This window comes from Candidatus Marithrix sp. Canyon 246, from assembly GCF_001723685.1.
Lineage (GTDB): Bacteria > Pseudomonadota > Gammaproteobacteria > Beggiatoales > Beggiatoaceae > Marithrix.
This window is the reverse complement of sequence record NZ_MCBX01000008.1, coordinates 1-20,286: the sequence shown is the minus strand read 5'-3', so window position 1 is coordinate 20,286 and position 20,286 is coordinate 1. Positions and strand designations below refer to the sequence as shown.

The 20,286-nt window shown below is 35.7% G+C and carries 19 protein-coding genes; 10 read left to right on the top strand and 9 right to left on the bottom strand.

Features of this window, described 5'->3' with window-relative positions; translation table 11 throughout:
• Positions 1 to 481 precede the first annotated feature (481 nt).
• From BHU68_RS06650 to BHU68_RS06620, 8 genes are all read right to left on the bottom strand, one after another.
• Positions 482 to 2,248: an ABC transporter ATP-binding protein gene (locus BHU68_RS06650; protein WP_069471733.1), complete on the bottom strand. Its 1,767-nt coding sequence runs from the start codon at positions 2,246 to 2,248 to the stop codon at positions 482 to 484.
• Positions 2,245 to 4,281 carry a hypothetical protein gene (locus BHU68_RS06645; protein ID WP_069471734.1) on the bottom strand — a complete coding sequence of 679 codons (2,037 nt, stop codon included), beginning with the start codon at positions 4,279 to 4,281 and terminating at the stop codon, positions 2,245 to 2,247. Before BHU68_RS06645 ends, BHU68_RS06650 begins: the two co-directional genes overlap by 4 nt.
• Positions 4,282 to 4,749: 468 nt before the next feature.
• Positions 4,750 to 4,989, bottom strand: a complete 240-nt coding sequence (locus tag BHU68_RS16885) for an AAA family ATPase (protein ID WP_338140380.1) — start codon at positions 4,987 to 4,989, stop codon at positions 4,750 to 4,752.
• 73 nt (positions 4,990 to 5,062) lie between these two features.
• Positions 5,063 to 5,344 carry an AAA family ATPase gene (locus BHU68_RS06640; RefSeq protein WP_069471735.1) on the bottom strand — a complete coding sequence of 94 codons (282 nt, stop codon included), beginning with the start codon at positions 5,342 to 5,344 and terminating at the stop codon, positions 5,063 to 5,065.
• 21 nt (positions 5,345 to 5,365) lie between these two features.
• On the bottom strand, positions 5,366 to 7,171 hold the full coding sequence (mnmG, locus tag BHU68_RS06635) for a tRNA uridine-5-carboxymethylaminomethyl(34) synthesis enzyme MnmG (RefSeq protein WP_069471736.1): 1,806 nt from the start codon (positions 7,169 to 7,171) through the stop codon (positions 5,366 to 5,368).
• Positions 7,171 to 8,130, bottom strand: coding sequence for an AAA family ATPase (locus tag BHU68_RS06630; protein ID WP_069471737.1), 960 nt, complete (start codon positions 8,128 to 8,130; stop codon positions 7,171 to 7,173). Before BHU68_RS06630 ends, mnmG begins: the two co-directional genes overlap by 1 nt.
• A gap of 186 nt (positions 8,131 to 8,316) precedes the next feature.
• Positions 8,317 to 8,907 carry a YceI family protein gene (locus BHU68_RS06625; RefSeq protein WP_069471738.1) on the bottom strand — a complete coding sequence of 197 codons (591 nt, stop codon included), beginning with the start codon at positions 8,905 to 8,907 and terminating at the stop codon, positions 8,317 to 8,319.
• A 17-nt stretch (positions 8,908 to 8,924) separates the two neighbouring features.
• The gene (locus tag BHU68_RS06620) at positions 8,925 to 9,350 is read right to left on the bottom strand and encodes a tetratricopeptide repeat protein (protein WP_069471739.1); all 426 of its coding nucleotides are present in this window, start codon (positions 9,348 to 9,350) and stop codon (positions 8,925 to 8,927) included.
• A gap of 53 nt (positions 9,351 to 9,403) precedes the next feature.
• On the opposite strand from BHU68_RS06620, the gene BHU68_RS06615 reads away from it, so the two are divergent.
• The 6 genes from BHU68_RS06615 (at position 9,404) to BHU68_RS06590 (ending at position 17,210) form a co-directional block, all read left to right on the top strand.
• Positions 9,404 to 10,339, top strand: a complete 936-nt coding sequence (locus BHU68_RS06615) for a PhoH family protein (RefSeq protein ID WP_069471740.1) — start codon at positions 9,404 to 9,406, stop codon at positions 10,337 to 10,339.
• Complete coding sequence (gene ybeY, locus BHU68_RS06610) at positions 10,336 to 10,788, top strand: rRNA maturation RNase YbeY (protein ID WP_069471741.1); 453 nt, start codon at positions 10,336 to 10,338, stop codon at positions 10,786 to 10,788. Before BHU68_RS06615 ends, ybeY begins: the two co-directional genes overlap by 4 nt.
• Positions 10,785 to 11,603, top strand: coding sequence for an HlyC/CorC family transporter (locus BHU68_RS06605; protein WP_069471742.1), 819 nt, complete (start codon positions 10,785 to 10,787; stop codon positions 11,601 to 11,603). The genes ybeY and BHU68_RS06605 overlap by 4 nt, the downstream gene beginning before the upstream one ends.
• Complete coding sequence (gene lnt, locus BHU68_RS06600; protein ID WP_069471743.1) at positions 11,600 to 13,012, top strand: apolipoprotein N-acyltransferase; 1,413 nt, start codon at positions 11,600 to 11,602, stop codon at positions 13,010 to 13,012. Before BHU68_RS06605 ends, lnt begins: the two co-directional genes overlap by 4 nt.
• 16 nt (positions 13,013 to 13,028) lie before the next feature.
• Entirely contained in the window at positions 13,029 to 16,511 is a 3,483-nt protein-coding gene (locus BHU68_RS06595) for a hydantoinase B/oxoprolinase family protein (RefSeq protein ID WP_069471750.1), read from the top strand.
• A 63-nt stretch (positions 16,512 to 16,574) separates the two neighbouring features.
• Entirely contained in the window at positions 16,575 to 17,210 is a 636-nt protein-coding gene (locus BHU68_RS06590) for a lysozyme inhibitor LprI family protein (RefSeq protein ID WP_069471744.1), read from the top strand.
• Between the two features lie 140 nt (positions 17,211 to 17,350).
• Here the strand turns inward: BHU68_RS06590 and BHU68_RS06585 are convergent, their stop codons facing one another.
• Complete coding sequence (locus BHU68_RS06585) at positions 17,351 to 18,121, bottom strand: hypothetical protein (protein ID WP_069471745.1); 771 nt, start codon at positions 18,119 to 18,121, stop codon at positions 17,351 to 17,353.
• A 106-nt stretch (positions 18,122 to 18,227) separates the two neighbouring features.
• Between BHU68_RS06585 and BHU68_RS06580 the strand changes: the two genes are divergently transcribed.
• The 4 genes from BHU68_RS06580 to BHU68_RS06565 form a co-directional block, all read left to right on the top strand.
• Positions 18,228 to 18,635, top strand: a complete 408-nt coding sequence (locus tag BHU68_RS06580) for a helix-turn-helix domain-containing protein (RefSeq protein WP_216092604.1) — start codon at positions 18,228 to 18,230, stop codon at positions 18,633 to 18,635.
• 174 nt (positions 18,636 to 18,809) lie between these two features.
• Entirely contained in the window at positions 18,810 to 19,181 is a 372-nt protein-coding gene (locus BHU68_RS06575) for a type II toxin-antitoxin system RelE/ParE family toxin (protein WP_069471747.1), read from the top strand.
• Positions 19,182 to 19,187: 6 nt separating this feature from the next.
• Entirely contained in the window at positions 19,188 to 19,532 is a 345-nt protein-coding gene (locus BHU68_RS06570; RefSeq protein ID WP_069471748.1) for an XRE family transcriptional regulator, read from the top strand.
• A 62-nt stretch (positions 19,533 to 19,594) separates the two neighbouring features.
• Positions 19,595 to 20,286, top strand: a 692-nt coding sequence (locus BHU68_RS06565; RefSeq protein WP_253182185.1) for a biosynthetic peptidoglycan transglycosylase, incomplete at its 3' end; no start/stop codon positions are given.

The following is a 20,286-nucleotide window of genomic DNA, read 5'->3' as shown; positions in this document are numbered from 1 at the left end:
ATTTTTAATGTTTCATTAAATTATCAACAACATGCTAACTCTTGGGGTTCAATAACAGCAGAGAGGGCAACCACAAGGGATTGCCCCTACGAGTACTTATTTTATTTCCAAACGAAATGGTTTAGAATTAAATAATAAACTATCTAATATATTGGCTGCTGTTGTTGGTGCATAGCCAGCATAGAAGTTGAATTTTTAAGTAACCCAAGCTACAAAACTACAAAACTTAAATAATAAATCCATGCTTATATGCAATCCATGTAGTTATAACTTCCAGATTTAATTTTATGTTTTTTTTATCTTTACGCTTTTCTCCTGCTCCGATAAGTCTGCATAAAAAGAATAGTATAGTCAATATTAATACAACGGTTCATATTAACATGACCATTTTCTTCAATTTCCGGTAATAAAGAAAGTGTCCAGTGACCAATTTCATACATTACTTCCAGATTAAAATTATCTTACTCACCATAGATAAGTTCTAACCATACAATTTAGCATACAAACCATCTTGAAGCATTAAGTCTTCATGCTTACCTTGTTCTATAATTCTGCCTTGTTCAAATACAAATACTCGATCTGCTTGTTTTACCGCGCTAAAACGATGAGCTATTATTAAAGTAGTTTTGTCTTTTAAGAAATCGTTTAGTGCGGTATGAAGTTTGGCTTCGGTTTCGGTGTCAAGGGCTGAGGTTGCTTCGTCTAAAATTACTATTTTAGGTTCTGCGAGTATCATTCGTGCTATTGCTACTCGTTGTCGTTGCCCTCCAGAAAGGCGCACGCCGCGTTGCCCTAAGATGGTATCTAATCCATTTTCCATAGCTGTTACTGTTTCGGCTAGTTGGGCTATTTCTAAGGCTTGCCATAATTTATCTTCAGATAATTGTCGCCCTAAAGTTATGTTCATGCGTAGTGTGTCATTAAATAAGGCTGGATGTTGTAACACGGTTACAACGTTTTCGCGCACTATTTCTAAACCAATTTGATTGACTGGAATCTTATTAAAATAAATATCACCTGATTGAGGTGCATATAAACCTAATATTACTTGTACTAATGTTGTTTTTCCGCCGCCGCTGGTGCCGACAAAGGCTACTTTTTCTCCGGCTTTAATTTCTAAGGATATATTTTCTAGTACTTTATCGTATTGATTATAATTAAAATTTATATTATCTAATCTTAAAGATACAGTGGTTTGATTGCTAAATGGATTGTATTTTTGTGGATATTGTGGCTCCATTGAGAGGCTAAACAGTTGATTAACTCGTTGTAAAGCCGCGTTCGCACTATGGTAACTGTATTGAATGTTGATTATATCTTGCATTGGAGTCAGCATAAACCATAAATAGCCAAATACCGCTAACATTTGCCCAATGCTTAAATCAGAAAATAGCACCATTAATATACCAGTTGCACGAAATGTTTCAAAACCTAATATAAACACATTAAAAGATAAGCGGCTAGCGGCATCACTTTTCCAAGCATAATCAATTGCATATTCTTTGATTTCAGAGGCACTTTGATTAACCCGCCCAAAATAATAATGTTCTCGATTAGAGGTTCTAATTTGTTGAATCGCTTCTAAGGTTTCGGTTAAAATTTCTTGAAATTTTGCATAAGCTTTATTTTCTTTTGCCTTTAATTTCTTAACTTTACGACCAAGACTTATAGTTACATAAATAACCAAAGGATTAATAATTAAAATTATTAAAGCTAGTTGCCAATGTATCAATAACAATATAATTGCAGTAGCAATCATGCTCAAAACAGCGAGTAAAAACTTGCTAAGGCTAACTCCAAGAAATTGATCTAAGGTATCTAAGTCTGTGACTAAATGAGAATTTATTTTGCCGCCACCTAAAGTTTCATATTCTACCATTGAAACGCGCTGAAGACGATTAATCAATTCTTGACGAATACGAAACACTACAGCTTTGGAAATAATAGTAAATTGACGCATTTGCCAGACTGAAAATAACAAACTAGAAATACGTAGGAACCAACTAAACAACAATATAACGATAACAGTTAAAACCGCTCCATGCCAACTAATTGGAAACAGCGAATTGACAGTATTGACGATAGTAGCAGGATTATCAAGTACAACTTCATCAATCACAAAAGGAATAAGCAAAGGCAGAGGCACACTTAAAATAGTAGCTATAATAGCTATAATATGTGCAGAAATAAGTTGCCGTTTATAGCTTAATATAACATCAATAATATCCTGCCAATTGTAAGTTTTCACATATACTCCCTAATTACTCCATGATAACGCCCAAACCAATAGGCGATAAGAAAATCAATTCCTGATAATCCTGTTATTATGGGTCCTTTATGTAAATTAAAAGGGTTTTCTTTCCAGTAATAACTAGATGTGGCAGACTCAAATAAAGGGTAAGCGCGTAAACTTTGTACACGTTCAGCAGCTTCTGCGCGTCTGTATTTCCAGATCAGTTCTGGATAAGGTGAGGCTGTGTGTTTAGGATTGATTGTCCAATCAATTTCATATTCCCCACGTATAGTTGGTATTTCGCGCAAACGCCATAAGGCTTGTTCAATCCAGAAAGGACGATTCGGTTTATGACGTAATGTACCAGCAATCAGTCTAAACAGCCCTATACGATGTGTCAACATGTGTTCATCTGCATCTTGAAGAAACTTACGGTAATCATTGGCTTCTTCTGACTGTTCTCCAGCAGCATCAACAAAGCCCAAGTAATTGAGATAGAATGACCAAATCTTCAGATGATTTCCCGACCAATCACTGACCACTCCTGCAATATTGGTTAAATTCCATTCTGTTGTCTTGGAGTAAATTTTGAGACGTCTGTAGCATTCTCTGATATCCTTATTCCACTCAAGAATATGTTGATAATTAGGTTTATCTCGCAGCATATTATACAAGACTAGATTCAACTGCATGGAACGTGGCCATTTTCTGACTTTATAAAGCCTACTGAAACCGCAGTTAGTTACAAATAAGGACTTATGTTCATAACGTAAAGCAATCAGAGCTTCAATCATGCGTGTACGAATATCACCATAGCGTTTTGTAATGTCAGCATATTCAGGGCTGGATAGAGTACGCAAGGCTTTTGTTGACCAATAGGCAGCTATCACAATGCCCCTACTCATATCATTATTGCCACCACGCTTGTATTCTACTGCGCTAAACTCGGAATATTGCATCCTACCCCGTCGCCATTCGGGATTGCTATTGGCACGACCACGATCCAACATGATGGTACGTGCGAAGGTATTAGCAAGCTTATCATCAGGATTTGTACGCACAATATCAATTGCATTGATAACGGCATTGAGCGATTTCAGCATTTTGTTTAAGGCTGAAGGATCTCGTGTGACGAGATATTTTTTTGCCATTGCAGACACATAAACGCCTGTCCATATTAAAGCATCACCATCGTGTCGATAGCGTTTTTCCCAGCTATCCCATTGTGAAACAAAACCCAATTCATTGATTTGCAATTTTGAAACTTCATCATCAAAAAATGCAGCTTTAGCCTTTAGATTATAACGATAAGCACTGTTTCTGAGTTTGGCTTCTGCAATGCTGATCGGATCAATGAGTTTTTGAATCACGCGAACACGGTTTGGATTTTGTTGATAATAGTTGTAATCAGTGGGATCGAAAACCCAATAATGAATACGATCCTTAAACTCTTTGCGCTGGGTATAGGGTGCGATTTGAGGCAGTGTATGAAACTCAGCTTGATAATAATTTGGAAGCACTGTTGTTATGATTCCCAAGGAAGATGCTCTGGTATTATCTACTGTGGGAAGATCAATACGCTGGTTTGTCCATAGGGGTTGTATTTGCAATGTACCTATTTTATGCCATGATTCGGAAAATTTATAGTTTTTTCCTTGGTAATACGCTGAATATTCTCCACTATATTCATTTGCAGTATCTTTAGGTATCAGGATTTCTGTGATGCTTATCGGAGTGTTTTTATTAAAATCAGCCTCACGGATAAAGCCATCGGCATGTTTAATGTATCCTACTACATCAAGATCGTAAGCCATCGTAATGCTGCCGTCAGTATGGGCTTGTGCTGTGCCTTCAACTGCGCTTGAAATATGAAAACCCTGAACCTTTAATTCTGTATAATCTTTCAGCTTGACCAGTTTGTAATGCCCATTTTGCCAACGCACTTCGGCTTTGCCGGTATAAATGCCGGCATAATCATTACCTGAGAAGCTGTAAATACCTTCAATAGAAGTTGCAGCAAAAACTATGCTATTTATGCATAACAACAAGCAGAGGCTCAATCCCTGAAGCCTTTGCGACAACCGTTCACCTAACAAACTAATCATAATACTCTGCCTTATTTTTTTATATATCATTACAAATTATATACGATTAAAATGAAATTAGCTATTAGTTGTACTGAATCACCTCAATGCCATTAACTTAATAATTTATATATTTATTTTCAATAAGCTAAATTGTAGGTTGGGTTAGATTTTTTTACGCAGTAAAAAAACGTAACCCAACAGAGCATGATAAAATGTTGGGTTACGTTATTGAGCTACGCTCAATAAGCTAACCCAACCTACGATATAATACTTTGTTTTTAAGTGATTTATTGTTTATCCCTTAACTTTCCAACCTAACGGTTTTTTTGCATAACTTTTCTTATTGTGAACAAAACACTTTACATTCAAGAACTTTAATTCCTTGCAAAATCAGTCAAGTCATCTCCTTGTATTACTTGCTGTTCTGAGTTATTTTGCTAGTGCTACTAAAGTATCAACCAGTTTTACTTGTAGTTTGGCATTTAAGTTTAATTCTGGCTCATCCCAAAATAAAGTACTGCCGCTTGTTAAACCTCCTGTCGAAATTAGGTAAGATAGCATCCCTATTTTACGTAATCCTTCAGGTATTAGTGAGATTTCCATCTTGCCGTATTCATTTGATAAGAAATAGAAATTATTAAATTCTAATACTACTTTACCTTGTAAAATTTATTCTAATGGTGCCACTAAGTGTGATATTTTTTGAAAAGCTTTAGCTTTTAAAGGTGTAGCAGTTAAAGCTTTACATAAGTCTAAATACTCTTTTTAATTTTTCCGCTAAGTCACGCTGCCATGATTCTTTATCTTTAATTTTATGCTCAGATAGATAAATTTGTAATGCTTCGCGCCATACATAATCAATCGTATAAGCCAAATATAGTAAATGGCTTTTTCCAGTACCATTTTCTCCAATAATCATATTAATCCCGGGGGCAAATTCAAATTGATTATCAGAAAAAATTGTGAAATTTTTGATATTGAGTTTGTGTAACATTATTTGTAACTTAGTTCCGTTATTAGGCATCAGTGAACACCCAGTCAAAAATCAACCATTCTTAGTTTTCAAATGCACCAACAACAAAGAAATAGCCGCTGGAGTAATACCGGGAATTCTTGAGGCTTGCCCAATAGTGTTTGGGCGTTGTTTTTGTAATTTTTGGCTAACCTCATTGGAAAAGCCTTTTATCTTATTATAGTCAATGCCTATTGGAATTTTAGTTTCTTCATAGCGACGTAATCGAGCTATTTCTGTTTCTTGACGTTTTATGTAGCCGCTATATTTTTGTTGAATTTCAACTTGTTGACTTACTGCTGCTGCTACATTTGTCGCGCTGATTTCTAATGTTTCATATGTCATCTCAGGGCGGCGTAATAATTCTAAGGCATTAGTATTATTTAATTTAATTTTACTTAATCTTTGTTTTTCAGCCTCTATTGCAAGCCTTTTATTTTCAAAATATTGCCATTGTTCATCACCAATTAAACCCAGTTTTCTTGCTGTAGCAGTTAAACGTAAATCGGCATTATCTTCGCGTAATAACAGTCGATATTCGGCTCTACTAGTAAACATTCTATAAGGTTCATTAGTACCAATAGTGATTAAATCATCAATTAAAACACCAATATAAGCCTCATCACGACGAGGTGCCCATGCTGATTTACCTTGTACTTGTAAAGCCGCGTTTAAGCCTGCTATTAAACCTTGAGCAGCGGCTTCTTCATAACCAGTAGTGCCATTAATTTGCCCAGCAAAAAATAAACCCTTAATAAATTTAGTTTCTAAACTGTATTGTAAATCGCGAGGATCAAAAAAATCATATTCAATCGCATAACCCGGGCGAGTAATATGAGCTTTTTCACAGCCTTTCATGGAACGCACTAATTGTAATTGAATATCAAATGGTAAACTGGTAGAAATGCCATTTGGATAAACTTCAACAGTTTCTAAACCTTCTGGTTCAATGAAAATTTGATGTGAATTTTTATCAGCAAAACGTATAATTTTATCTTCTATTGAAGGACAATAGCGTGGTCCAACACCTTCAATAATTCCAGTGTACATTGGAGAACGATCTAAACCGTTGCGAATAATATCATGGGTTTGTTCATTGGTATGAGTTATATAACAACAAATTTGCGCAGGATGTTGACTAGCATCACCTTGAAAGGCAAAAACAGGAACAGGATCATCCCCCGGTTGTTCAGTCATCAGCGAATAGTCTAAACTACGAGCATCTAATCGCGGAGGAGTGCCAGTTTTTAAACGTTCTACATTAAAAGGTAAACTTCTCAAACGCTTAGCTAAAGCATTAGCAGGAGGATCACCAGCTCTACCACCTTGAAAGTTGGATAAACCGATGTGAATTATTCCACCTAAAAAAGTACCAGTAGTTAATACTACGGTTTCAGCAAAAAAGCGAATACCAGCCTGAGTGACAACGCCTTTAATCGTATCGTTTTCGACAATGAAATCATCAGCGGCTTGTTGAAATAAAGTTAAATTTTTTTGAATTTCAAGGGCTTTCCTGACATATGCCTTATATAATACTCTATCCATTTGCCCGCGAGTAGCACGAACTGCTGGACCTTTTCTCCCATTAAGAATACGGAATTGAATTCCAGCATGATCAGCGGCGCGTGCCATTAATCCACCTAAAGCATCAACTTCCTTAACTAAATGCCCCTTACCAATCCCACCAATCGCTGGATTACAAGACATTTGGCCTAATGTTTCAATATTATGAGTTAGTAATAAGGTACGCGCACCCATACGAGCAGAAGCAAGAGCAGCTTCAGTTCCTGCATGTCCACCGCCGATAACAATTACATCGAAATTTTCTGGGTAATTCATTAAGATACAGGCACTCTGAGTAATAATTCTTTAATAAATTGATCAGTAGTAATACCTTCAGCTTCAGCTTCAAATGACAATAAAATACGATGACGTAAAACATCATATGCTAGTGTTTGAATGTCTTCAGGATTAACATAATCACGATCTTGTAACCACGCATAAGCCTTAGCACAACGAGCTAAAGCGATACTAGCACGTGGGCTAGCTCCAAATTCTTGCCATCTAACTAAATCTTCACCATAAGCAGAAGGATCACGTGTAGCAACAACTATTTGGATTAAATACTCTTCTAATTGTGGTGCTAAATGTACATCTAATACCTCTTGACGCGCTGCAAATAGAGTTTCTTGAGATAATTTTTCTATATCAGCAGTGCTAGTATCTTGAGCCTCTTTCAAAGTTAAAGCTAAAATTTTATGTTCAGCGGCTACATCGGGATAACCTACCTTTACCATGATTAAAAATCGATCACGTTGCGCTTCAGGTAAAGGATAAGTACCCTCTTGTTCAATTGGATTTTGAGTTGCCATAACTAAAAATAATTTCGGCAACAAATGAGTTTCCTTACCAATAGTAACTTGATGTTCAGCCATAGCTTCGAGTAAAGCAGATTGTACTTTAGCCGGAGCGCGATTAATTTCATCAGCTAAAACAAGATTATGAAAAATTGGACCAGCCTGAAATTTAAAACTAGCATCTTGCTCATGATAAATTTCAGTACCAGTTACATCAGCGGGTAATAAATCTGGTGTAAATTGAATTCGATGAAAACTACATTCTAAACCTTCAGATAAAATTCTAATAGCCCTAGTTTTAGCTAAACCGGGCGCACCTTCTACCAATAAATGCCCATCGGCTAATAATGCTACCAATAAACGAGTTACTAGAGCTTCTTGACCAATGATATATTGATTAATATGTTGTCTGAGTTTGGAAATTTCTTGTTTGATTGACATTGTAATTGAATTAAGAGGAGTTTGGTATGGTCGATGGTGGGTTTAGCTTCGCTGACTTCGTATCGCTTCGTCGATACGAAGTCAGCGAAGCTAAACCCACCTTAACTAAAATAAGTTAATTTGAACAATCATTGTGATTAAGTAACAATTGGTAAAATGAACATTGTTTTATTCATAATAATCACCTTACATCTTAAAAGTAAACACAAAATTAATCGGCACCACTTTACTAATACGCGGTAATCCAACTAAATTCCGTAATTTTTCAATACCATCTAACAATTTGAAATCAGCCGCTTTTAGAAATAATGCGGTTTGATTAACTATCATTAATTTATCTTCAGCTAAACGTGTTGCTAATACATTGGCTGTAATGTCTTTCTGTTCACCATGTAAATCTAATTTAATTGTAACAGTTTCTAGCATAGTTTTACCAATAGCTAGTTTGTTGACTTTTTCCATATCAACTTTGGTAGTAATATTAGCAGTAGCAAATTTAGCAATTTCAAATAAGAATTCTTGCATTCGAGAATTACGAATTGCAATGTTAGTATCAACACTAGATAAATCTACTTTTAATGTGACATTACCGCTTTTATCAATTGTACCTTCTAATTGCTTAAATTTGCCGATTTCAGCAGTATCAGTTTTTTTGACTGAAATAAATGTCAAAGAAGAAGTATCATTATCAAGTTGATAATCAGATTGCTTGTTGCTTGAAATACAACTGCTAATAAATGCTATGGAAAATAATAATAGGCTGAGTTTTTTAATCATATTGGTATTCCAATTGTTTAGTATAATAAAGATGACATCTTAGCACGATAACGATTTACAAGTGTACCTTGATTATCCAATAAATTAAATACACCCAATATACTTTTATGCCCAATATCATCTTTGAATTTTCTATCTAAACGCATTATAGTTAATAAATGTTCTAGTGCAAATTCATATTGTTCAGCTACTATGAAATGAGTGCTAATATAATAGTGTGCTAGTAGATTGTTAGGATTCTGTTTTAACACTTGTTCTAAAGATTCTATTGAATATGCTTTATCCGCAACACTTGCAAATTTATTTTGTACCATTAATTTACTGACTTCAAGTGTTGCTAGTACATTTAATGGTAGTGTATCTAATAATTGTTTAGCCGCTGCAAATTGTTTAGTTGCTATCAGAGTTTTAGCTTGATCAATTATCTGTTCAGAATCACTCATAATAATGTATTATTACCTTTTTTATATTAAACATATGATATATAATATCAAGTATGATAGATAATAGCATAATTTTAGAGCCACCAGATAATAAGCGACTTGCTAATCTATGTGGTCAATTTGATAATCATTTGCGACAACTAGAACAACGTTTCGACGTTGAAATTAATCATCGCGGACATGAATTTAATATTATTGGAAATAATGATGCGGTACAAACGGTGACGCAAGTAGTTTCTAAATTATATAATGCCACAATTGAAGAACAAATAAATCCAAATAGTGTGCATTTATTTTCTCAGGAGGCTAGTATTAGTCAAACTGAAGGCGCGGAAGTTATAATTCGTACACCTCGTAGCGTAATTAAAGGTCGTGGTTTTAATCAACGTAAATATTTAAATCATATTGTTAGACATGATATAAATTTTGGCATTGGAGCTGCTGGTACTGGCAAAACTTATTTGGCAGTTGCTAGTGCAGTTGAAGCATTAGAAAATGAACAAGTACGCCGCTTAATTTTAGTACGCCCTGCTGTTGAAGCTGGTGAACGTCTAGGGTTTTTACCCGGTGATTTAGCTCAAAAAGTTGACCCCTATTTGCGTCCATTGTATGATGCTTTATATGAAATGTTAGGCTTTGAAAAAGTAGGAAGGTTACTAGAGCGGAATCTGATCGAAATTGCACCCTTAGCTTATATGCGTGGGCGTACTTTAAATGATGCCTTTGTTATTTTAGATGAAGCTCAAAATACTACCATAGAACAAATGAAAATGTTTTTAACTCGTATTGGTTTTGGCTCTACCGCAGTAGTAACTGGTGATATAACTCAAATTGATTTACCACGTGAAACTCAATCTGGTTTAAATCATGTGATTGGAATTATGCAAAATGTTAAAGGAATAAGTTTCACTTTTTTTGACTCTAAAGATGTAGTACGACACCCTATTGTGGGGCGTATAATTGACGCTTATACAAAAGCTGAAAAATGAAAGCTGATATTGATATACAGTATGTTAGTAAAGCAGCCGATTTACCTAATTCAGAGATGATTAATGCTTGGGTAAATGCTGCTTTACAGTCTATTGATGAACCAAATCCTGAATTGACGATTCGTATCGTCGATGAAGTGGAAGCGCAGGAGTTAAATGAAAAATGGCGACAGCGTAGCTATCCTACCAATGTTTTATCCTTCCCCTTTGAATCTCCACCGGGTATCAATATTCCATTATTAGGGGATATTATAATTTGTGCCGCTGTGGTTAAACATGAAGCCGCTGAACAACAAAAATATGTTGAATCCCATTGGGCACATATGATTATTCATGGATGTTTGCATTTGCTGGGTTATGATCATATTTCTGATTATGAAGCAAATATCATGGAAAATTTAGAAATTGATATTTTACACAGCCTAGGTTATTCTAATCCTTATTTATGAGTTCTATATCTTGGTTTGAAGGTCTAAAACAATCATTCTTTCCTGCTTATAAACTACGTGATAAAAAGCAATTAATTCATTTATTGCGTGATGCTGAACAAGCTAATTTACTAAATGTTGATGCCTTGGGAATGATTGAAGGTGTATTAAAAGTGACAGAGACACATGTACGTGATGTGATGATTCCCAGAAAGCAAGTTACAGTTTTAAACTCAAATGATCCACCAGAAAAATTAGTCGAAACAATTGTTGATTCTGGATATTCACGGTTTCCGGTAATTGGCGAAAATTTGGATGATATACAAGGTATATTCTTAGCCAAAGATTTGTTAGATTTTTATGCAAAAAGCGGTAAATCTCAGTTTAATATGCGAGATGTTATGCGCGCTGCGGTATTTATTCCTGAAAGTAAACGTTTAAATGTATTGTTACGCGAATTTCGTACTAGTCGTAATCATATTGCAATTGTAGTGAATGAATATGGTGGAGTTGCTGGATTAGTCACTATTGAAGATGTCATTGAAGAAATTGTGGGGGAAATTGATGATGAATATGATATTGATGATGATGTTTTCATTAAAATAGATGATAACGGCGAATATGTTGTGCAAGCTCTTACGCCAATAGAAGAATTTAATGAGTATTTTAGATCTTCATTAAATGAAGATGAATTTGATACTGTCAGTGGTTTATTGTTACAAGCATTTGGACATTTACCGAAAAAAGGCGAACAAATAGAACTTGAAGCTTTTCATTTTGAAGTGACAGAAACTAATCGCCGTCATATAATTACTTTAAAAGTGAAACCATTATGAAATTAGTCATTGCTTTATTAGCGGGAGCTAGTTTAGTGTTAGCATTTGCTCCTTTTTCCTTCTATCCTCTTGCTGTAGTAGCACCAGCAATATTATTTTATCTATGGCAATCAGCCTCACCAAAAGATGCTTTTAAATATGGTTTATTATTTGGTATAGGTTTATTTGGGTTTGGTATTTCATGGATACATTTCACCATTTACCAATTTGGCGGCTTGCCCTTTATAGGAGCAATTGTTTTGACTATTCTGTTGGTGCTATTTATGGCATTGTATATAGGAGTGTTAGGCTGGCTGGTAAGACGCTATAATATCTATATCTTTATATTACCAGCGGCTTGGACATTAATGGAATGGTTAAGAGGATGGTTTTTAACTGGTTTTCCTTGGTTAAGTATTGGTTATAGTCAAATAGATTCGCCGCTAAGTGGATTTGCTCCATTGTTAGGGGTTTATGGTGTAACTTGGATTACAATATTATCTGCTGCAATATTGTTATATAGTATTAAATTTAAAAAGTATTTGGTTTTGATAGTTGTGATTTGGGGTAGCGGCTGGTTATTATCAAATATATCATGGACACAAGCAGAAGATAAAACCTTAAAAATAGCACTAGTACAAGCAAATATACCTCAAGATTTTAAATGGGAATCAAGTAATGAAATTCCTACGATAAATCGTTATTTGCGATTAAGTAAATCGCATTATGATGCAGATATAATAATTTGGCCAGAAACAGCTATACCTCTTTTTTATCATCAATCCAAGGATTTAATCAAACATTTATCGAAGATAGATACTAATTTTTTAATTGGTATTCCGGTGATGGAACCAGATGGTCGTTATTATAATGGTCTTGCTAATCTGAGTAATAATGAATTTTATTATAAACATCACTTAGTACCTTTTGGTGAGTATATTCCTTTTATGTCAATGTTGGGTGATTTATTAAAACTATTAGATGTACCAATGTCTGAATTTACTGCTGGTTCTAAGAAACAAGCAACTTTAAATGTTGAAGGCATTGCAATTGGAGCATCAATTTGTTATGAAGATGCCTTTGGTGACTTAGTTCGTCAAAGTCTGCCGGAAGCTAAATTATTAGTGAATATAAGTAATGATGCGTGGTTTGGAGAATCCATCGCGCCAGATCAACATTTAGAAATAGCTCGTATGCGAGCTTTAGAGACTGGACGCTATTTATTACGTGCAACTAATACAGGTATTTCAGCGGTTATAAATGAAAAAGGTAAAATTACAGCTAGATCACCGCAATTTGAAACCATGACATTACGTGCTACAGCTCAAACATTTACAGGCACAACACCTTATGTTATTGTTGGTAATTGGTTGATTATTGGGTTGCTGTTTTTTATGGTTTTGCTTGCTGGTTTCAAAAGAAGAATATGAATTTGATGTGAACAGAATGACATACAAACATATGAAACAATCAAATTGGCAATTCTGGATAGATAGAGGCGGCACCTTCACCGATATTGTCGCCTTATCCCCAGATGGAAATTTATTTACCCATAAGATATTATCAGATAATTCTGTAATACAGGGAATTCGTGAAATTTTACCGGCTGGTGAAAAAATCGCGGCGGTTAAAATGGGAACTACGGTGGCTACTAATGCTTTGCTTGAGCGTAAAGGTGAGCGCACCGCTTTATTGATTACTAAAGGTTTTGGTGACGCTTTGAGAATTGCTTATCAAAATAGACCTGATATTTTTGCTCTGAATATCGTGTTGCCAGAATTATTATATGAGCAAGTTATTGAAGTTGATGAGCGTTATAGTGCAAATTCTGAGGAATTAAAAGCGGTTTCATTAATTGATGTTCGTAGTCAATTAGAGGCTGTTAAAAGTCAAGGTATTGATTCCATTGCGATTGTATTTATGCACGCTTATCGTTATCCTAAGCATGAGCAACAAGTGGCAGCTTTGGCGCGTGATTTAGGTTTTAGTCAAGTTTCGGTTTCTCATGAAGTTAGTCCTCTTATTAAATTGATAAGTCGTGGCGATACTACGGTTGTTGATGCTTATTTATCGCCGATTTTGCGCCGCTATGTTGATAGTGTTGCTAATGAATTGGGTGATGCAAAATTATTATTTATGCAATCTAATGGTGGCTTGACTGATGCTCATAAGTTTCAGGGTAAAGATGCGATTTTATCTGGTCCAGCAGGAGGTTATGTAGGTGCAGTGAAAACGGCTGCCCTAGCCGGTTTTGATAAAATCATTAATTTTGACATGGGTGGAACTTCTACCGATGTCTCACATTATGCCGGAGAATATGAGCGCGATTTTGAAACTCAAGTTGCTGGTGTCAGAATGCGAACTCCTATTATGCGTATTCACACAGTAGCAGCCGGTGGTGGCTCAATTGTGCATTTTGATGGTTTACGGTTTCGAGTTGGACCAGATTCAGCCGGAGCTAAACCCGGACCAGTTTGTTATCGGCAAAATGGCCCCTTAACTATTACTGATTGTAATGTAATGTTAGGTAAATTAAATGCGGACTATTTTCCAAAAGTATTTGGCAAATCAGGCAAAGAGCCGCTTGATGAAGTCAGTGTTAAACAACAATTTACTAAGCTTGCGAAACAAGTAAACCTGACTGCCACCGAAGTTGCAGAAGGTTTTTTAACCATCGCCATTGATCACATGGCAAATGCCATCAAGAAAATTTCAGTACAACGCGGTTATAATGTTACTGAATATGTATTATGTTGCTTTGGAGCAGCGGCAGGGCAACATGCTTGTTTAGTTGCCGAAGCTTTAGGTATGAAAAAGATATTAATTCATCCTCAAGCGGGAGTATTATCAGCATTAGGGATTGGTTTAGCAGATATTCGTAAATTGAAAGAAAAATCTATCAATGCCGAACTGAATGATAGCCTAATTCCAGTCTTAGAACAACAACTAAAAGAATTAGAACCAAGCGGTTATAATGAAATCAAATATCAAATACATTTACGCTATGCAGGCACTGATAGTAGCTTATTAGTCAATTTTGCTTCTTGTACTGAAATGCAAACCGCTTTTGCCGCTGCTCATAAGCAAACTTTTGGCTTTGTGCGCGAAGATAAAGCCTTAATGGTAGAAGCAATTTCAGTTGAAGCTATAAATAAATCTGAACAAAAAATTAATTCAAAACCTGCACCAATTTGCGAATTTAAGCAACTTGATAGCGTCACAATGACAACTGGTAATAAACCATATCAAACACCAGTTTATGCACGCGAACACCTAGCAATTGGTCAAAAAATAAAAGGTCCAGCAATTATAATTGAAAAAACTGGCACCACCGTGGTTGAACCAAACTGGCAAGCAGAAATTACTCCACGTTATGATATAATCTTAACTCAAATCGAAGCAGCAAATGCGCCGAAACAGATTAGTACCAATGTTGATCCCGTAATGTTAGAAATTTTTAACAATCTATTTATGTCAATTGCCGAACAAATGGGCGCGACGCTGGCAAATACTGCATATTCAGTAAACATCAAAGAACGCTTAGACTTTTCTTGTGCGGTATTTGATCAAACAGGGCAACTCATTGCAAATGCGCCCCATGTACCAGTTCATTTAGGCTCAATGGGAGATAGCGTAGAAACAGTAATTAAGGCACAAACTGCAAAGCAAGGAGATGTATTTGTTCTAAATAATCCCTATCATGGCGGCACACATTTACCTGATGTTACTGTAGTCACTCCAGTATTTTATCAAAACAAACCCCTATTTTATGTAGCATCACGTGGACATCATGCTGATATTGGCGGCATAACACCGGGTTCTATGCCAGCAACAAGTAAAAATTTGCATGAAGAAGGAGTGGTGATTGATGTATTTAAATTAGTAGATCAAGGCTTATGGCGTGAAACTGAAATCAGAAACATACTAAAAGCAGCGCGTAAAATTGACCAAAACCTAGCAGACTTACGTGCCCAAGTAGCCGCTAATACCACTGGAGTCAAACAACTACACAAAATGATACAACAATTTAGCTTACCCATCGTACAAGCATACATGCAACATGTACAAGACAATGCCGAAGCAGCAGTACGTAAACTGTTAAAACAATTAGAACCCGGTGAATTTAAATATGAATTAGATAATGGCGCGATAATAAAAGTAAAAATCAGCATTCAGCAAGACGAGGCAACCATAGACTTTACTGGCACCTCAGAACAACAGGATAATAATTTTAACGCACCAGCGGCGGTTTGCAAAGCAGCAGTATTATATGTATTTAGAACCTTGGTACAAGACGACATACCAATGAATGCCGGCTGCCTAAAACCCCTAAAAATAATAATACCAAAAGGCAGCATCCTAAACCCCAACTACCCAGCGGCAGTAGTAGCCGGCAACGTAGAAACCTCACAATGTATAACTGATGCACTATATGGAGCATTAGGAATAATGGCAGCCTCCCAAGGCACCATGAACAACTTCAGCTTCGGCAACCAACAATACCAATACTACGAAACCATCAGTGGCGGCTCAGGAGCAGGCGCAAACTTTCATGGCACCTCAGCCGTACAAACCCACATGACCAACTCACGCCTAACCGATCCAGAAATCCTAGAATGGCGATTCCCAGTACTACTAGAATCCTTTTCAATTCGTAACAACAGCGGCGGCAAAGGCAAATATCAAGGAGGAAATGGCGTAAAACGACGTATTAGTTTTAAAGAAAACATGACAGCATCAATACTCTCAAACCATCGAAAAATCCCACCTTATGGAATGGCAGGCGGAAGTGCGGCTAAAACAGGCAACAACTGGATACAACGCGCTGATGGTAAAATAGAACAACTTGCTGGTACCGATACTGTTGAAATGGAAGCTGGCGACGTGTTTGTGATTGAAACTCCGGGGGGTGGGGGATATGGTGATTGACAACTAACATCAATTCAACTATACTGTCAGTGTAAAATATTTTAAATTAGGAACTTATATATTATGAATATAAAACCACAGCTTATTCTCACAATGTTGTTCTCGCTGGTGGCGTTTGAAGCTTATGCTGTTAGTTTTAATTGCAAAAAGGCTAAGTTAAGAGTTGAAAAAACCATTTGTTCAAATCAGCTATTTTCTGATTTAGATGACTTATTGGCTTTTTCATACCAAAAAGCTTTAGCCAATACCCGCAATAAACGCTCATTAAGAAGGGCGCAACGATCTTGGCTGTACAAACGTAACCGTTGTAGAACTAACCGCTGTATAAAACATACATATAAATCACGTATCTCAGAACTAAAAAAATTAGCTGGTAACAAATATCGTTCTATATCAGGTGAATACGACCGAAGTTCTGGGCCTATATCAGCTGACCTGACTATTCGAGAATTGAAAAATCGCATGATACAGGTGACAGGTTATGCTGTTTGGGTAGGTAATGTGGCTACTGGGAATGTAAATACCGGCGAATTGAATGGTTCATTTCCTCTAAAGAGGAATAAGGTGTATTATAATAAAGATGGATGTCGCTTGACTATAGCTTTTCTTAAGAATGCCCTAATCATCAGCAATGACAAATTTTCTTGTGGTGGTATGAATGTTACATTCAATGGTAAATATCGCAAGGTTGCTAACTAATAAAAATATTACTTCTTTATTTGATTCCTCAAGCTGAATCTTTTGATGAAGTGTGACCGAAATATTCTACATCAGCAAACACCGCCTAGGAATAAATTCCAACTAAAAAACTCTCAGACCTGACAGGTCTTTAATTTTCATTAATGAGGTTTAATACTGCTCATATCTATATCAAAGGTCATTTTTCCTGCTTGTTGTTGCATTTGAATATCATAAACGTTTGTGCCACCAAACGCATTAGGTACTGATAGACAAGGAATATGGATTTTGCCTTCAACTGTATAGGTTGCCATGCAATTGCCAGTGGCTGGAGTTGTTGTACCACTAGGAGCAGGAACATCCGATCCACCTTTTATTTTTAGGCTATACAGTCTATAACCCCCACCGATATTAGTCACTGATAATTTAGTGTATGTGATATTCTGCTTCTTTTCATTAATGGTAACTTTTTGAACAAAAGCATCATTGGCATAAAGTTTGGCTACGCCATTACTTACCAAGACTTTGATAATATTTTTGCCGTTTTGTTGCCATACAGGAGGCGTTCCTCTCTTGCCTTCAAGGCTGATAGCGTTTCCAAAATAACCTGCAATAAATGAAAAAGTTACCTCATCGGCTACCAAGATAAAATGTGCTCTAGGATGACCACCATCCATTTCAAAGTTAATTTCAAAAGAATTGCCATTGAGATTAATAGGAATATCTAATTTACCTTCTGATCCTGCGATAGGTGTTAACGACTTTTCACCAGTTTTTTCGTCTTGGACAACAACCATATTCTCACCATAAGGCACTCGCGTGCCTTCGGCATAAGTTGCCAAATTAAGTAAATCAGTTTCTGCACTGGCTACAATGTGTCCAAATACAAACACCAAGGAACACAACAACTGTATAGCTGTTTTTATTAACATATCGTTCTCCATTATGATAAAATAATTTGTAATTTATTATTCTAACAAACAAGTTTATTACTGAACCACCAAGTAATACTGGTGATTCGACCAAGTGAGAATGTGTATGATGAAAGTACATGAAAAAATTCGATCTATGCGATTGTCAAAAGGTTGGTCGCAAGAAGATATGGCTGATAAATTATATATGTCTGTTAATGGCTATGCGAATATTGAACGAGGCGAAACCGATGTGCCAGTGTCTCGGCTTGAAAAAATTGCTACGGTTTTTGAGATTGAATTATTGGAATTGTTTAGCTTTGGTGAAAGAAATGTTTTTTATTTGGTAGCAGCAGCAGCTAATAATTATTATAATAATAGCTTTAATAATTGTAAAAATAATTTACAATCAACTGATTCTTCAAGTGAAAAACATGAACTTGAACATGAATTAGAAAAAGCACGTCTGCTATTGCAACAAAAAGACAAAGAAATTGCCTATTTAAAGGAAATTAATAGTCTTATCAAAAATTAAAAGATTATTAATATTTCAAGGTAAATTCGTTTATTCCGTTAATTCGTTGTACCTAATAAAAAAATAGTACAACGGATTTTCGATTTTACTTGTTTTTTGATAATTATATATATATAATTATAATATGGCTCATTGACTAATTAGTGGATAAGCTGAAAGCAAAAAGGATAGATTATGCTTTGGAGTATTGAATATACTGACGAATTTGGCGAATGGTGGAATATCCTTACAGAAGTTGAAAAGGATGATGTTGACTTTGTGGTACTATTACTAGGGGAAAGGGGTTCAACATTGGGATATCCTTACAGTAGCAAAATTCAGAACAGCAGATACAATTTACGGGAACTACGCATTCAATCTCAAGGAAATCCTTATAGAGTGTTGTATGCTTTTGATCCCCGTAGAACAGCAATATTATTGCTAGGTGGTAACAAAACTGGCGATGATAGATGGTATAATAAACAAATTCCTGTAGCAGAAAAGTTATATCAAGAACATTTAGAAATGTTGCAACAAGAAGGCTTAATTAAAAAAGATCAAAGGTAAATAGATATGGCTAAGAATTTTCTTGATTTACATAATGCGAGATCACCAGAAGCTAGAGCGCGTGTAGAAGCGCGTGTACAACGTGTATTAGTCGAACTGCCCATTCAAGAACTTCAACAAGCTCGGCATTTATCCCAAGAACAATTAGCAAAACTATTGTTTATGGAAGCTGATACTCTTTCTAAGTTAGAACATGACACAGATATATATATTAGTACACTACGCAGCTATATAGAAGCAATGGGTGGAAAACTAGATATTATTGCCAATTTTCCTGATGGAGAAGTGCAGATTAAACAATTTACTGATATTAAGGAAATGCAGTTAGATAGTGGCACTGTAACAGCTTAGGGTAGCAAAACTTGTATATAGTTTGCATAATGTATAAAATCTTTTACCACTTATTTAGCCTTATGAAAAAAATTATTTTAATTTTCAGTTTATTAACCATCGCATTAATATGGAAAACTAGTCTTGATCTAAGATCGCCACCTAATAGTTTGTCTATTACCAATTCTAGCATTAAAAAAGTTCAAGTGTTAGATCGCTATGCTACGCCGCTTACTATCACTTATCAAAATGATTGGAATATTCATTATTATGTGCCTTTACATGATATACCTGAATTATTGCCTAAGCTTTTTCTTTTGGCTGAGGATAAACGCTTTTTTCAGCATGGTGGTTCTGATTGGATAGCGCGATTCTATGCTATGTGGCAAAATATTCAAGCTTTACGAGTTGTACGAGGGGCTAGTACTATTAGTGAACAAACTGTACGTATTTTATATCCACGTAAACGTACTTTTTGGTCACATTGGTTGGAAGGGATTGAGGCTACTCGATTAGAAAAACGTGTCTCTAAAGCCGATATTTTGGAATTTTATCTAAATCAAGTTCCTTATGCCAGTCAAAGGCGAGGAGTATTACAAGCGGCGCGTTATTATTTTGATCGCGATTTAGATACTTTAAGCTTAAAAGAAATGATGGCATTAGCAGTTTTGATTCGCGCCCCTAGCCGCTTAGATTTACACAAAGGTGTTATAAAAATTGAAGCCCCTATTGCTAGATTAGCTAAATTAGCATTAAAAGCCAATGTCATTACTCA